This is a genomic window from Polaribacter gochangensis (genome assembly GCF_046224025.1).
In the GTDB taxonomy this organism is placed as follows: Bacteria; Bacteroidota; Bacteroidia; order Flavobacteriales; family Flavobacteriaceae; genus Polaribacter; species Polaribacter gochangensis.
Window position 1 is genome coordinate 100,187 of the sequence record NZ_JBJXRF010000005.1, and the last position, 15,618, is coordinate 115,804.

Below are 15,618 nucleotides of genomic sequence, written 5' to 3' on the forward strand. Positions count from 1 at the left end.
TATGAAAAATAGTTTAATTTTCCTTTTTGTGTTTTGTTTATGTGTAACACAAGCGCAAACAAAAGATCCATTATTAACAAAAGATAAAGAAACTCAAGAAATATGGGTAAATAACATCTTAAATAAAATGACTAATGAAGAAAAAATTGGTCAATTATTTATGGTGCAAGCTTATTCTACAAACGATACTGTGAATGAAAAATTAGTGGAAGAATTGATACAAAAATATCATGCCGGAAACTTAATTTTTATGCAAGGAACTCCACAGAAACAAGCCGAATTAACGAACAGGTACCAAGCAATGTCAAAATATCCATTATTGATTGCAATTGATGCAGAATGGGGATTAGACATGCGTTTAAAAAATTCATTTCGTTATCCTTGGAATATGGCTTTAGGCGCAGTAAGAGACAATTCTTTGATTGAAAAATTTGGAGAACAATTAGGGAAACATTCTAAACGATTAGGAATTCACATTAATTTTGCTCCAGTTGTTGATATCAATATCAATCCAAAAAATCCAATTATTGGAAATCGTTCTTTTGGAGAAGATAAAAATAATGTTACCGATAAAGCAATCGCTTTTACTCGTGGAATGCAGCGTTTTGGAGTGTTAGCAAATGCAAAACATTTTCCAGGTCATGGAGATACAGCGGCAGATTCTCATCACACATTGCCAGTTATTAATTTTGATGCAACTCGTTTAGATACGTTAGAATTGTATCCGTATTATAAATTGTTTGATGAAAATTTAGCAAGTGTTATGACGGCGCATTTGAGTATTCCTAAATTAGAACCAAACAAAAGTTTGCCTTCTTCTTTATCTCATAAGATTACAACAGGTTTGTTAAAAGGAAAAATGGGTTATAAAGGATTGATTATAACTGATGGATTAAACATGAAAGCTGCTGCAGATTTTGCAACGTCTAAAGAAATAAATTTAGAAGCAATTTTAGCAGGAAATGATTTATTGTTGATTCCGCATGAGGTTCCAGAAACAATGGACTATTTTCTAAAAGCTATTAAAGATAAAAAGTTAACAATTGAACGATTAGACGAATCTGTACGTAAAATTTTAAAAGCTAAATATTGGGCAGGGTTACAAAATTACAGACCGATAGCATTGCAAAATTTACACGAAGATTTAAATACCAAAACAGATGAATTGTTGCATAGAAAATTGGTTGAAAATTCTATTACTGTTTTAAAAAACGAAGAGGATATCATACCTATTCAAAATTTGGACAAACAGAAAATTGCTTATGTAAAGTATGGCGATGCTAACAATACCTCGTTTGTTACTATGCTAAGTAAGTATGCAAAAGTAGATGTAATTTCTGGCACAAATACATCTAATTTACTATCAAAATTAAAACCATATAACTTGGTGATTATTGGGTATCATACATCAAATTTACATCCATGGAAAGGCTTTAAGTTTAAAAAAGAAGACATTGCTGAAATTCAACACATTGCAAAAGTTAAAAAAGTAATTTTAGATATTTTTGCTAGCCCTTATAGTTTGTTAGACTTTACATCATTTACAAATGTAGAAGGATTGGTGGTGTCGTATCAAAATAGTGAAATAGCACAAGAAATATCTGCGCAACAATTATTTGGTGCAATTAAAGCAAAAGGAAAATTACCAGTTTCTATCCATGAAAAATTTAAAGAAGGCTTTGGTTTGTATTCATCAACATTAAGTAGATTAAAATACGGATTGCCAGAAGAAGTAAAAATGTCTTCTGTAAAATTGGCAGAAATTGATGTGATAGCAAACGAAGTTGTAAAAAAAAAAATGGCTCCAGGATTACAAATTCTAGTTGCAAGAGCCGGAAAGGTCATTTATCAGAAAAGCTTTGGATATCATACAAATGACTCACTTTTAAAAGTAAAAAACTCAGACATTTATGATGTTGCTTCTTTAACAAAAATTTTAGCAACATTGCCAATGGTAATGAAAGCTGAAGGTGAAGGCAAATTTAGAATTGCAACAAAACTGAAACACTTATTACCTGAGTTTAATCACACCAATAAAGACACATTAACCTTAAAAGAAATTCTATCTCATAATGGTAGGCTAAAGGCTTGGATTCCGTTTTATTTATTAACTCAAGATAGTGTAACTAAAGAAAATTTACCTGATTATTACCAGTTAAAAAGAACAAAAACATACAATATAGAAGTCGCTAAAGACTTGTTTTTAAGAACTTCATTTAGAGATTCTATTGTTGCTCGCATTAAAAATGTAGATCAAAGAGAGCAGGAGGGTTATAAATACAGCGATTTAGGGTATTATATTTTAAAAAGAGCCTTAGAAAAAAGGTATAAAAAACCATTAGACGAATTGGTACAAGAGAATTTTTATACTTCATTGGGTGCGCACAGAACAAGTTATTTGCCATTAAAAAAATTCCCTAAAAACGAAATCGTTCCTACAGAACAAGACGAATATTTTAGACATCAATTATTGCAAGGTTATGTACACGATATGGGGGCAGCAATGTTGGGAGGTGTTGCAGGACATGCAGGAGTATTTTCTAATGCAAACGATGTAGCAAAAATGATGCAAATGTATTTGCAAAATGGATATTATGGAGGCAAAAGATACTTAAAAAGCAATACCGTTAAAAAGTTTAATACACGTTATTACGCAGACAAAAAAATACGAAGAGGTTTGGGTTTTGATAAACCACAGTTAGACCCAGATATTGAAGCAACTTGTGGCTGTGTTTCTGATGAAAGCTTTGGGCATAGTGGATTTACAGGAACCTATACTTGGGCAGATCCTAAAAGTAGAATTGTGTATGTTTTTTTATCGAACAGAGTATATCCAACAATGGATAATAATGGCTTAATTACAGAAAATATTAGAACGAAAATTCAGCAAATTATACAAGATGCTGTTTTGTTGGAGTAGTGGCGAATTTGCTATATAAAAACGACAACGCTAATGTTGAAATAAAATAAATTCCAGTAATTTCTAGCGAAAAATACGTGTAAATTAACAAAGCCTGAATAAGATAAAAAAGAGGAAAAAGACTAATTCCTAATGCAACTCTAAACGTATCTACAAATTCAGTTTCTTCTACTTTTTTTGATAAGATCCTCCAAATGATCCACGGAAAAATACTGTTTAAAACCATTAGAAAATAAAGCGGTTTTGCATAATTAAAACTTTCTTTTCGGTTGGTGATTTTTCCAGATTTGATACTTTGATTGATTGTGTTTACCTCTGTAAAATCAACATTTTTAGCATTCAATTCTTTTATTATTAATTCATAGTTTTCATCCGCAGGAATATGAACCGATAATTCTTTTAGTTGGTTAGAAACTTCTTCTTTTAAGGAATTGGTTGATTTGTTAATTTCTTGGGGATTGTAATATTCATTTGCTAAAATTGGTTTGCCGTAATGAATGGCAACCTTACAAGGATAATGACTAATGTTTTGATAGGTAATTCCGACTGGAATAACAGTTACTTTTAGCTCAGGATATTTTTCAAATGCTCCAAAAAGTATTCGTGTAAATCCTTTGCTTAAATTCCGTACTGTTCTTCTTTTATCATGACTACCTTCTGGGAAAATCATTAATGCTCTTTGTTTCTTTAAAATTTCGAAACAATCATTAAATACAGCTTTGTTTTTAGAAAGTTCTTTAACACCATCTCTAATTCTGTAAATAGGCATTAAGTTTAACGTTGCTAAAAACTTTTTTACCAATGGTTTTTTAAAAACAGCAGCTCTAACTAAATAATGCGTAACTCTTGGTGTATTTGTTGTAACTAATAATGGATCTAATAATCCGTTTGGATGATTTACAGCAAAAAGAACGGCACCTTTTTTTGGAATATTTTCTTTGCCTACCACTTTTATTTTTTTGGTGTAAAAAAACAAACCTGTTTTAATGTAAATCTTAAAGAAGTTGTACCAAAGTTGTTTCAAACAAGTAAAATTTTAAAATCCTTGTGCTATTTTTTTAAGTTTAGGTATATTGATAAGAGAAATATTTTTCCCTTTTAAAGAAATAATTTCTTCTCTTTTAAACTCAGATAGTAAACGTATGGCAGACTCTGTAGCAGTGCCAATAATATTAGCAATATCTTCTCTTGATAAATGAATGTTTAATATATCATCAATATTGTTTCCAAATTTTTCATGTAGGTTTAACAACATTTCAGCCAAACGTTGTTTTACGGTTTTCTGAGCCATATCAACAATTAAGTTGTCAGCATTCTTTAAAGACATAGCCATATCTTTTAAAACACTATATGAAAAATCTGGATTTTGTTTTAAATCATTAATAATTTCATCTCTAGGAATAAAACAAACCTCCATGTCATTAATTGCGGTGGCTTTTAAGTTGGCAACTTCATCACTAATTAAACTTCGTTCACCTAAGAAATCTCCTTTATTTACTAAATGAATAATTTGCTCTCTTCCGTTGGGACTCATTTTAGAAACTTTGCAAACTCCAGAGCTAATACAAAAAATACCATTGATATGTTCGCCTTCGTCAAAAAGAATATCTCCTTTTTTTATTATTCGGGTTGATTTACACGCAGAAATTTTTGAAAGCTCTTTTGGTGTTAACGCTTTTAAAGAATTTAATTGCCTGACTACACATTGCTCACATTTACTCATTCCTTGATCTATTTATCCTTTCAAATATAGGTAAAAACTGACAATTATCATATTTTAAATTAATGTAATCTCAGACATTTGCAGCAGGCATTTAGAGTAAATAATATGAGCGATTTAATTTGTTATCATTGTGGTAATGTGTGTGATAATAATTCAATTACAATAGACGATAAGTTTTTTTGTTGTAATGGATGTAAAACTGTTTTCGAAATTTTTTCTGAGAACGATTTAACGTGTTATTACGATTTTGATCAAAATCCGGGAGCAATTCCAGAAGAAATTCACGGTAAATACGATTTTTTAGACAATCAAAAGATTGTAGGAAAATTAATCGAATTTAATGATAGTAATAAACAGGTTGTTTCTTTATACATTCCGCACATTCATTGTAGTTCTTGTATTTGGGTGTTGGAAAATCTAAACAAACTGCAGAAAAATATTATTGCTTCTCAGGTTAATTTCCCAAAGAAAACCATCAGAATTACATTTGATTCAGAAAAGACAAGCTTAAAAGAAATTGTTTTAATGTTGAGTTCAATTGGTTACGAGCCTTATATTAGTTTAGAAGATTATGAAGTTGGTAAAAAGAAAATAGACAGAACTTTATTATATCAATTAGCTTTTGCTGGCTTTGCATTCGGAAACGTAATGTTTTTATCGTTTCCAGAATATTTTGAAGTAAACGAATTTTGGTTAGAGCAATACAAACATTTGTTTAGATGGTTGATGTTCGCCTTTTCTTTACCTGTAGTTTTTTATTCTGCAAAAGATTATTTTATTTCTGCTTACAAAGGTTTGCGTTCTAAAATGCTCAATATTGATGTGCCAATTGCGCTCGGGGTTTTAGTGTTGTTTATAAGAAGTACAGTAGAAATTGCGTTTGATTTAGGTGCAGGCTTTTTTGATAGTTTAACAGGTTTGGTTTTCTTTTTGTTGACAGGTAAATTTTTTCAACAAAAAACCTATAGTTTCTTGTCTTTTGAGCGCGATTTTAAATCGTATTTTCCAATTGCAGTTACCAAAATAAATACTGATAAAACAGAAGAAAATACACAAATTTATGATGTTGTAAAAAGCGATAGATTGTTGATTAGAAACAACGAATTAATTCCTGTTGATGGTATTTTAATCAGTGGAGATGCAACTATAGATTACAGTTTTGTAACTGGAGAATCTGTTGCAGTCGAAAAAAAATCTGGAGATAAAATTTTTGCTGGCGGAAAACAACTCAACGGAATTATAGAAATGGAGGTTTTAAAATCTGTTTCGCAAAGTTACTTAACACAATTGTGGAGCAATGATGTTTTTAATGAAGAAAAAACTTCAAAATTTAAAAACCTAACCGATACAATTAGCAAGCGATTTACCATTTTTGTTTTGTCAATTGCTACAATTGCCACAATTTTTTGGCTGTTTACAGATGCTAGTAAAGCATTAAATGTATTTACTGCTGTACTAATTATTGCGTGCCCGTGTGCCATTGCATTAGCTGCACCTTTTACTTTGGGTAATTTGTTAAGAATTCTCGGGAAGAAAAAATTGTACCTTAAAAACGCAGCAATTATTGAGAAAATGTCAAAAATAGATACCATCATTTTTGATAAAACAGGAACGTTAACATCCACTAAAAAGAATGAAATACAGTACCAAGGAAAATCATTTTCAGGAATAGAAAAAGAAATTTTACAAAATGCAGTCCGAATTTCTAATCATCCATTAAGTAGAATGCTGTACGATACTTTTGGATCGATACATCATGTTGAATTAGATGCTTTTAAGGAAATTGTTGGGAAAGGAATTGAGGCAAAGGCAAATGGAGTTTCAATTAAAATTGGCTCACAATCATTTGTAGAAAATAGTCCGAAAGACATTCAGTTTGAAACCACAATTCACATTAGTATAAATGGAGAATATTTCGGGAAGTACGTGTTTAAAAACGCGTACCGAAAATATATGAAACGATTGTTTCAAAAGTTGAAAAACAATTATAATTTATCAATTCTCTCTGGTGATAACGAAGGCGAAAAAAAATATTTAGAAAAAAGATTACCAAGTAAAGTAGAGTTTTTATTCAATCAAAAACCAGAAGATAAATTAGAATATATAAAATCATTACAAGAAAAAGGAAACAAAGTATTAATGATTGGCGATGGTTTAAATGACGCTGGAGCTTTGGCTCAAAGTGATGTTGGGTTTTCTTTATCAGAAAATATCAACGTGTTTTCGCCAGCTTGTGATGCTATTTTAGATGCTAGTGAATTTAAAAATATTGCCACCTATTTAGAATTGTCTAAAAAAGCAATTCAAGTTATAAAATACAGTTTTGTATTGTCTTTATGTTATAATATGGTTGGGTTGTATTTTGCTGTAACAGGACAGTTAGAACCTGTGATTGCTGCAATTTTAATGCCGTTGAGTTCTATTACAATTGTTGTTTTTACAACAATTATGACGAATATATTAGGAAGAAAATTAAAATAATAAATAATGAGTGTACATATTGATGCAAAACCAGGAGATGTTGCAGAGTCTATTTTGTTGCCTGGAGATCCGTTAAGAGCAAAATGGATTGCAGACACATTTTTAGAAAATGTAGTTTGTTATAATGAAGTTCGTGGAATGCTTGGTTTTACGGGTACTTATAAAGGAAAAAGAGTTTCGGTTCAAGGAACAGGAATGGGAATTCCGTCTGCATTAATTTATGCAAATGAATTGATTACACATTTTGGAGTAAAAAATTTAATTCGTGTAGGCTCTGCTGGTTCTTATCAAAAAGAAGTGAAAATTAGAGACATCGTTTTAGCAATGGCTGGTTCTACAACTTCGGGAATTAATGCACAACGTTTTCACGGAGCAAGTTACGCACCCACTGCAAATTTTGAATTGTTCAATAAAGCTGTAATTGTAGCTAAAGAAAAAAATATTCCGATCAAAGCAGGAAACGTATTAAGTTCAGATGAGTTTTATACAGATAATTTTGAAGATTATAAGCATTGGGCAGAATTCGGAGTGTTATGTGTAGAAATGGAAACAGCTGGTTTGTACACAACTGCAGCAAAACACAATGTAAAAGCCTTATCAATTTTAACAATTTCTGACAGCTTGGTTACCAAAGAAAAAACAACGGCAGAAGAAAGAGAACAAACGTTTAAAGAAATGGTTTTAATTGCCTTAGATATAATCTAAATCGATTGATATTCTTTCAATTCGAGCGGAGTCGAAAATGAGAAGATATAATTAAAAGAAAATAAAAAATGAGTTCATTAATACAAAAATACAACATACCAGGACCTAGATACACGAGTTATCCAACGGTTCCGTATTGGGATACAAAAGGGATTTCTAAAGCAAATTGGATACAAAGTTTTCAAAAATCTTTTACAGAAAGCAATCAATCAGAAGGAATTAGTATCTACATTCATTTACCTTTCTGTGAGAGTTTGTGTACGTTTTGTGCGTGTCATAAACACATTACCAAACGGCACGAAGTAGAAGAAGATTATATAGATACCGTTTTAAAAGAATGGAAATTATATGTTGATTTGGTGGATGAAAAACCCATCATAAAAGAAATTCATTTAGGTGGCGGAACCCCAACGTTTTTTTCGAGCTTTCAACTTAAAAAATTAATTGACGGATTATTTGTGTATGCTGATAGACATGCTGATTATGAATTTAGTTTAGAAGGACATCCAAACAACACAACCAAAGAGCAATTGCAAACGTTGTATGATTTAGGATTTACTAGAATTAGTTTTGGCGTACAAGATTACGATCCAATTGTGCAAAAAGCAATTCATAGAATTCAGCCTTTCGAAAATGTAGAAAATGTTACAAAATGGTCTCGAGAAATTGGTTATACATCGGTAAGTCACGATTTAATTTTCGGATTGCCTTTTCAAACCAAAGAAAATATTATCGAAACTATTGAAAAAACAAAAATGTTACAACCAGATAGAATTTCGTTTTATAGTTATGCGCATGTTCCGTGGGTAAAAGGAGTTGGTCAACGTGGTTTTAACGAAAAAGATTTGCCAAAAGACGATGAAAAAAGAGAGCTCTATGAAGTAGGAAAACAACTCTTCGCAGAATTAGGGTATGTAGAAATTGGAATGGATCATTTTGCCTTAAAAACAGATTCACTTTTTAAAGCCACTCAAGAAAAAACCTTGCATAGAAATTTTATGGGTTATACCGCCAATAAAACATTACTAATGGTTGGGTTGGGAATGTCTGCAATTTCAGATTCTTGGTATGCCTTTGCACAGAATGTAAAAACAGTAAAAGAATATCAAAAATTGGTAAATGAAGGTGAAATACCAATCTTTAAAGGGCATCTATTAACCGAAGAAGATTTAATAGTTAGGAGACATATTTTAAACATGATGTGTCATTTTAATTCAACTTGGGATAAAAATGATTTAAAAATTATAGATATAGATAAACATTTTTTGTTTTTAGAGGAAATGGTTGCAGATGGCTTGGTCGTTTTAGGAGAACATTCTTTGACAATTCCAGAAGAAGCAAGACCCTATGTTAGAAATATTTGTATGGCTTTTGATGTGCGGCTGCAAAAAAGTAAGCCAGAAACGCAACTGTTTTCTATGACAATTTAATTTTTTCAATAAATAAGAAAAGATGACAAATATCATATTATGAATAAACGAGCAACTGTATTTTTGAACTTCAAATCAGGCAAGGTATGAGCGTTATATATTTACTACTTACACTAAGTATCTTAGTGGCAATCATTTTTTTTATAGCATTTATTTATTCGGTAAAAAGCGGGCAGTATGATGATTCATATACACCGTCAGTTCGAATGTTGTTTGATGATGAATTGGTAAAAACACCAACCCCCAAAAAAAAACTAACTAACTAGAATTAAATACAATTAAATTATGGAAATGCAACAGTTTTATTACGATAACAAGATCGTGAAGAAATTTATCTATGCTACTTTACTATGGGGAATAGTAGGGTTTAGTGTTGGATTAATGCTAGCTTTTATGTTTTTATTCCCAAACTACACCGACGGTATTTCATGGTTAAGTTTTGGGCGTTTAAGACCTTTACACACAAATGCAGTAATTTTTGCCTTTGTTGGTAATGCAATTTTTGCAGGAGTTTATTACTCGCTTCAAAGATTATTAAAAGCAAGAATGGCAAGCAACTTTTTAAGTAATTTTAATTTTTGGGGTTGGCAGTTAATCATTGTTGCAGCTGCAATTACATTACCTTTAGGTTATACGAGCTCTAAAGAATATGCCGAATTAGAATGGCCAATAGATATTGCAATTGCATTAGTTTGGGTTGCTTTTGGTGCTAACATGATTTGGACCATCTTACAAAGAAGACAAAGACATTTATATGTTGCAATATGGTTTTACCTTGCAACTTTTGTAACGGTTGCAGTTTTGCACATTTTTAATAGTTTGGCCTTGCCAGTAAGTTTCATGAAAAGTTATTCTGTGTATGCAGGTGTTCAAGACGCTTTAGTGCAATGGTGGTACGGACATAATGCAGTGGCGTTTTTCTTAACAACACCTTTTTTAGGGTTGATGTATTACTTTGTTCCTAAAGCAGCAAACAGACCCGTTTATTCTTATAGATTATCAATTGTACACTTTTGGTCGTTGATCTTCATTTATATTTGGGCTGGTCCTCATCACTTATTATATACTTCTTTACCAGATTGGGCGCAAAACTTAGGAGTTGCATTTTCTGTAATGCTATTAGCTCCGTCTTGGGGTGGAATGATAAACGGATTGTTAACACTTCGTGGAGCTTGGGATAAAGTAAGAACAGATCCTGTTTTAAAATTCTTTGTAGTTGCGATTACAGGTTACGGTATGGCAACCTTTGAAGGGCCAATGTTATCATTAAAAAATGTAAATGCAATTGCGCATTTTAGCGACTGGATTATTGCTCACGTTCACGTTGGAGCATTAGCATGGAATGGTTTCTTTGCTTTTGGTATGATTTATTGGCTGGTTCCAAGAATGTTTAAAACAAAATTATTTTCTAAAGGATTAGCAAACGCTCACTTTTGGATTGGAACATTAGGAATCATTTTATATGCATTACCAATGTATGTTGCTGGATTTGTACAAGCATCAATGTGGAAACAGTTTAATCCTGATGGAACATTAACATACGGTAATTTCTTAGAAACTGTAAACGAAATTGTACCAATGTATTGGATGCGTGCAATTGGAGGAACTATGTTTATTATTGGAGCCATAATAATGCTTTATAATATTATTTTAACGATACGATCTGGAAGTGATGTTACAGATGAATTGGCAGAAGCACCAGCCTTAGAAAAAGTATCTAAGTACCGAACTAAAGGAGAAGGATGGCATACTTGGTTAGAACGTAAACCAATAAAACTTACAATTTATGCAACTATTGCCATATTAATTGGTGGTGCAGTTCAGATTATTCCGACCTTATTGGTGAAATCAAACATTCCTACAATTAGTAGTGTTAAACCATACACACCTTTAGAATTAGAAGGAAGAGATATTTATATCCGCGAAGGTTGTGTGGGTTGTCACTCACAAATGGTTCGACCTTTTAGAAGTGAAGTTGAACGTTACGGAGAGTACTCTAAAGCTGGAGAATTTGTATATGATCATCCATTTTTATGGGGATCTAAACGTACAGGTCCAGATTTACATAGACAAGGAGGAAAATATTCTGACAGCTGGCATTTAAATCACATGTACGATCCTCAGAGTACTTCACCAGGATCAATTATGCCAGGTTATAAATGGTTGATTAAAGATAAATTAGATAAGTCTGATACAGAAAGTAAAATGAAAGTAATGGTAACACTTGGTGTACCATATACAGAAGAAGATATTGCAAATGCTCAGCAACATATGTTAGAGCAAGGAACAATTATTGAGCAAAATTTATATGCTGACCCAGATTTTGTAAAAAATTATGAAGCAGATAAGAAATATGCAGAAGATAATAATGAGCCATTTATTGAAATGAAGAATAGAGAAATTGTAGCGCTTATTGCGTATTTACAAAGACTTGGTACAGACATTAAGGTAAAAGATGTAGAAGCTTTATTAAACGATTAAAAATAGAAAATCATGTTAAAATTTGTAAAAAATCATATGGAAAGTATTACAGGAATAGAAATTTATCCAATGATTTCTCTGTTAGTCTTTTTCGCGTTTTTTGTAGTGCTTTTTTGGTGGGTATTTACCTCTAAAAAAGAATACATTAATAAAGTAAGTCAAATACCATTAGATAATTAAAAAAATAAAGAGTAATGAAAAAATATATTATAGCAATCGTATCTGTTCTTTTCATTTTTGCGATGCCGCTTGTTTTTACAGAAATAGAGGCTAGTTTTGAAGAACCATTCAATTTTTTGGACAACCCTTTGCCAGGTTTAGTATTAGCTACTTTTTTAGTAGTGTTATTAATGCTTGTCTTATTATTAATAATGGCGCTTAAAAAAGTTCAATTATTAGAAAATGAGAAAAATGGAGTTGTACCAGAAGCAACTAAAGTTAATTATACAGTTTGGGTCAAAGAGTTGTTGCAAAAATGGACAAACACAAAAGGAATTGATCAAGAAGAAGAAATTATTTTAGATCATGAATATGATGGAATTAAAGAGTTAGACAATTCGTTGCCGCCATGGTGGGTGTATATGTTTTATGCAACCATCATTTTTGCAGTTGTGTATTTAGTTCGTTTTGAAGTAATGGACGGAGATAATCAGGTAACTGAGTATAATAATGCTGTTGCAGAAGCAAAAGCATCATTAGATAAATACAAGGAAACTGCTACAGATCTAGTAGATGTATCAACAGTTACATTATTAACTGATGAAAAAGATTTAAGCAGAGGAAAAGCTATTTACAATTTAAATTGTGCGGCTTGTCATGGTGCAGATGGTGGCGGTACAATCGGACCAAATCTTACAGATGAAAATTGGATTTTAGGAGGCGGAATTAAAAATGTTTTTGCAACGGTTTCTAACGGAGGAAGAGATGGAAAAGGAATGGTAGCTTGGAATAAAATTTTAAAACCAATAGATGTTGCTAAAGTATCTAGTTATATTATTTCATTACAAGGTACATCACCAGCAAACCCTAAACAACCAGAAGGAGAAATTTGGAAGGAATAACTTTTTGTTAATTCTGAAATATCATACATAAATGGAAACACCCGAAAACGAACATTTTAGAGATAGTATTGGTACCATCAACAAAGAAGGGAAGCGTTCTTGGGTTTTTCCAAAAAAACCTAGTGGGAAGTTTTATAAATATAGAAGTTATGTGAGTTATTTTTTACTGGCAATCCTTTTATCTTCACCTTTCATTAAGGTTAATGGGAATCAGTTTTTTCTATTTAATGTATTAGAAAGAAAGTTTACTATTTTTGGTTTTCCTTTTTGGCCACAAGATTTTCATTTGCTGGTAATTTCAATGATAATTGGCGTTGTTTTTATCATTTTATTTACCGTTGTTTTTGGTCGGATTTTCTGTGGTTGGATTTGTCCGCAAACCATCTTTTTAGAAATGGTTTTTAGAAAAATAGAATATTGGATTGATGGCGATAGAGGGAAACAAATAAGATTAAGTAAACAACCTTGGAATGCTAAAAAAATAAAAAAAAGAGTTTTAAAATGGAGTATCTTTTTTATCATCTCTTTCGTTATCGCCAACGTATTTTTAGCCTATTTAATTGGTGGAGATACACTTATTGAATACATCACGGGCTCTCCGTTTGATAATTTAAATACATTAACATCACTATTAATTTTTACCGGTGTTTTCTATTTTATATTCGCTTGGTTTAGAGAGCAAGTATGTATCATTGCTTGTCCGTACGGAAGATTACAAGGCGTTTTATTAGACAATAAAACCATTAATGTTGCCTACGATTTTGTTCGAGGAGAAAAAGAAGAAGGAAGAGCAAAATTTAAGAAAAACGAAGACAGAGAAGCTTCAGGAAAAGGAGACTGTATAGATTGTTTTCAATGTGTACATGTATGTCCAACAGGAATTGATATTAGAAATGGTACGCAATTAGAATGTGTTAATTGTACTGCTTGTATTGATGAATGTGATGATATGATGGAAGCAGTTGGGCTTCCAAAAGGATTAATTCGCTACGCAAGTGAAGATAATATTGAGAAAAAAACGCCTTTTAAACTAACCGCTAGAATGAAAGGATATTCTGCTGTACTATTTATTTTAGTTGGTATTTTAATCGGAATGCTATTTTTAAGAAATGATGTTGAAGCAACTGTGCTAAGATTACCAGGTCAATTATATCAGCATAAAGAAGGTGGTATGATTAGTAATGTGTACACGTTTAAAGTCATCAACAAAACAACAGAAGATATTAATGATGTAAGTTATAAGTTGCTATCCCATAAAGGAACTATAGAATTGGTTACACATAAAGATTTTTCTGTACCAAAACAAGGTTTAGCACAAGGTACTTTGTTTATAGAGATTCATAGTTCTTTAATGGAGAAAGATAAAATTGAGCTTAAAATAGGAGTGTATAGCGGAGATAAATTAATAGAAACAACAAGAACCAATTTCTTAGGACCAAGAAGTTATCGATAAAAACTTTTAAAAATGAAGATTAAATTTAATTGGGGATTTGGAGTAGTATTAGCTTTTATAGGCTTTATAAGTTTTATTATGTATTTTATTATTACGATGAGTTCTAATAATAAATACAGTTACGATTTAGTTGCAACTGATTATTACAACCAAGAATTAAAATTTCAAGATAATATTGATGCAACACAAAACGCAAAAAACTTGAAAGAAAATATTAAGATAGAACGTGTTAAAGAAGGAATGAAGATAATCTTTCCAAAAGAATTTAAACCACAAGATATCAAAGGAAAAGTGTTCCTATACAGACCATCTAATAAACAATTGGATTATGAAATGCCTATCGCACTTTCAGATTCATCTTATTTGCTCATGCCTGACAAACGTTTATTGGATGGTCGCTGGAACATTATCGTCAAATGGACGTATAATCAACAAAGTTACTTATTTAAAAAAGAAATTTTCTATTAAATGTTGTTTTCGGCAATCATTTTTGGACTTTTAGGTAGTTTTCATTGTATTGGAATGTGCGGTCCAATTGCTTTTATGTTGCCGGTTGATAGAACAAATAAAGCCAAAAGAATTTTGCAAGTTTCTGTATATCATTTTGGGAGATTATTTACCTACGGAATTTTAGGATTGCTTTTTGGTTTCTTAGGAAAAGGATTTTACCTTTTCGGATTTCAACAATATGTATCTATAGTAATTGGTGTTTTAATGATTTTAATGGTGGTATTGCCTAAAAAAACAATCAATACCTTTAGTATCACAAAACCGATTTATAAATTATTATCAGGAGTTAAAAATAGATTAGGAAAAGAATTAAAAAAGAAAAAAACGGACACTTTTTTCACCATTGGTTTCTTAAATGGATTTTTACCTTGCGGATTGGTGTACATGGCAATTTTTGCTTCCATAGCAACTGGTAATATTATTGAAGGAGGTTTCTATATGGTTTTATTTGGATTGGGAACAATTCCGTTAATGACTGCTTTTGTGTATTTAGGAAACTTTACAACAGGCTTGGTCAGAAAAAGAATTCAACAGTTTATTCCTGTTGCAGTTGTGGTAATTGGCGTGTTATTTATTCTACGCGGAATGGGATTAGGAATTCCGTATGTTTCTCCAATTCACATTCACGAAATGGTTGAAGGCGGACAAATGTGTCATTAATTTAGTTAGAAAGTTAGAAAGTAAAAAAGGCACAAAGACACAAAGTTGCAAAGAGGAAAAGTTTCAAAGGCTAAAAGAAGTGAAATTTTAATATTGTAAAGAAGGCGAAATTTTTATTTTTGATAACTGATAACTGATAACTGATAACTGATAACTGATAACTGATAACTGATAACTGATAACTGATAACTGAT

Annotated in this window: 13 protein-coding genes; 11 read left to right on the top strand and 2 right to left on the bottom strand. The window is 31.4% G+C overall.

Features of this window, described 5'->3' with window-relative positions; genetic code table 11:
- Nucleotide 1: 1 nt before the first annotated feature.
- Nucleotides 2-2,920 carry a glycoside hydrolase family 3 N-terminal domain-containing protein gene (locus ACEWL1_RS11480; RefSeq protein ID WP_409233442.1) on the top strand — a complete coding sequence of 973 codons (2,919 nt, stop codon included), beginning with the start codon at nucleotides 2-4 and terminating at the stop codon, nucleotides 2,918-2,920.
- Here the strand turns inward: ACEWL1_RS11480 and ACEWL1_RS11485 are convergent.
- Together ACEWL1_RS11485 and ACEWL1_RS11490 are read right to left on the bottom strand one after the other, a co-directional pair.
- Nucleotides 2,892-3,944 (bottom strand): lysophospholipid acyltransferase family protein, encoded by a 1,053-nt coding sequence (locus ACEWL1_RS11485; protein WP_409233443.1) that lies wholly within the window; start codon nucleotides 3,942-3,944, stop codon nucleotides 2,892-2,894. The two genes, ACEWL1_RS11480 and ACEWL1_RS11485, sit on opposite strands and share 29 nt — an antisense overlap.
- A gap of 12 nt (nucleotides 3,945-3,956) precedes the next feature.
- Complete coding sequence (locus ACEWL1_RS11490; protein ID WP_409233444.1) at nucleotides 3,957-4,643, bottom strand: Crp/Fnr family transcriptional regulator; 687 nt, start codon at nucleotides 4,641-4,643, stop codon at nucleotides 3,957-3,959.
- 105 nt (nucleotides 4,644-4,748) lie between these two features.
- Between ACEWL1_RS11490 and ACEWL1_RS11495 the strand changes: the two genes are divergently transcribed.
- The 10 genes from ACEWL1_RS11495 (at nucleotide 4,749) to ACEWL1_RS11540 (ending at nucleotide 15,424) form a co-directional block, all read left to right on the top strand.
- Nucleotides 4,749-7,124 carry a heavy metal translocating P-type ATPase gene (locus tag ACEWL1_RS11495; protein WP_409233445.1) on the top strand — a complete coding sequence of 792 codons (2,376 nt, stop codon included), beginning with the start codon at nucleotides 4,749-4,751 and terminating at the stop codon, nucleotides 7,122-7,124.
- A 6-nt stretch (nucleotides 7,125-7,130) separates the two neighbouring features.
- Nucleotides 7,131-7,829, top strand: coding sequence for a purine-nucleoside phosphorylase (gene deoD, locus ACEWL1_RS11500; RefSeq protein WP_409233446.1), 699 nt, complete (start codon nucleotides 7,131-7,133; stop codon nucleotides 7,827-7,829).
- A 68-nt stretch (nucleotides 7,830-7,897) separates the two neighbouring features.
- Complete coding sequence (gene hemN / locus ACEWL1_RS11505; protein WP_409233447.1) at nucleotides 7,898-9,259, top strand: oxygen-independent coproporphyrinogen III oxidase; 1,362 nt, start codon at nucleotides 7,898-7,900, stop codon at nucleotides 9,257-9,259.
- A gap of 86 nt (nucleotides 9,260-9,345) precedes the next feature.
- Entirely contained in the window at nucleotides 9,346-9,525 is a 180-nt protein-coding gene (ccoS, locus tag ACEWL1_RS11510; protein ID WP_409233448.1) for a cbb3-type cytochrome oxidase assembly protein CcoS, read from the top strand.
- Nucleotides 9,526-9,544: 19 nt separating this feature from the next.
- Nucleotides 9,545-11,740 carry a cytochrome-c oxidase, cbb3-type subunit I gene (gene ccoN, locus ACEWL1_RS11515; RefSeq protein ID WP_409233449.1) on the top strand — a complete coding sequence of 732 codons (2,196 nt, stop codon included), beginning with the start codon at nucleotides 9,545-9,547 and terminating at the stop codon, nucleotides 11,738-11,740.
- A gap of 12 nt (nucleotides 11,741-11,752) precedes the next feature.
- Nucleotides 11,753-11,920 (top strand): CcoQ/FixQ family Cbb3-type cytochrome c oxidase assembly chaperone, encoded by a 168-nt coding sequence (locus tag ACEWL1_RS11520; protein ID WP_409233450.1) that lies wholly within the window; start codon nucleotides 11,753-11,755, stop codon nucleotides 11,918-11,920.
- A gap of 14 nt (nucleotides 11,921-11,934) precedes the next feature.
- A complete protein-coding gene (locus ACEWL1_RS11525) occupies nucleotides 11,935-12,801 on the top strand; it encodes a cbb3-type cytochrome c oxidase N-terminal domain-containing protein (RefSeq protein ID WP_409233451.1) in 867 nt (288 codons plus the stop codon).
- Nucleotides 12,802-12,832: 31 nt separating this feature from the next.
- Nucleotides 12,833-14,254 (top strand): cytochrome c oxidase accessory protein CcoG, encoded by a 1,422-nt coding sequence (gene ccoG / locus ACEWL1_RS11530; RefSeq protein WP_409233452.1) that lies wholly within the window; start codon nucleotides 12,833-12,835, stop codon nucleotides 14,252-14,254.
- A 12-nt stretch (nucleotides 14,255-14,266) separates the two neighbouring features.
- Entirely contained in the window at nucleotides 14,267-14,722 is a 456-nt protein-coding gene (locus tag ACEWL1_RS11535; protein WP_409233453.1) for a FixH family protein, read from the top strand.
- Nucleotides 14,723-15,424 carry a sulfite exporter TauE/SafE family protein gene (locus tag ACEWL1_RS11540; protein WP_409233454.1) on the top strand — a complete coding sequence of 234 codons (702 nt, stop codon included), beginning with the start codon at nucleotides 14,723-14,725 and terminating at the stop codon, nucleotides 15,422-15,424.
- The last annotated feature ends 194 nt before the right edge of the window (nucleotides 15,425-15,618 follow it).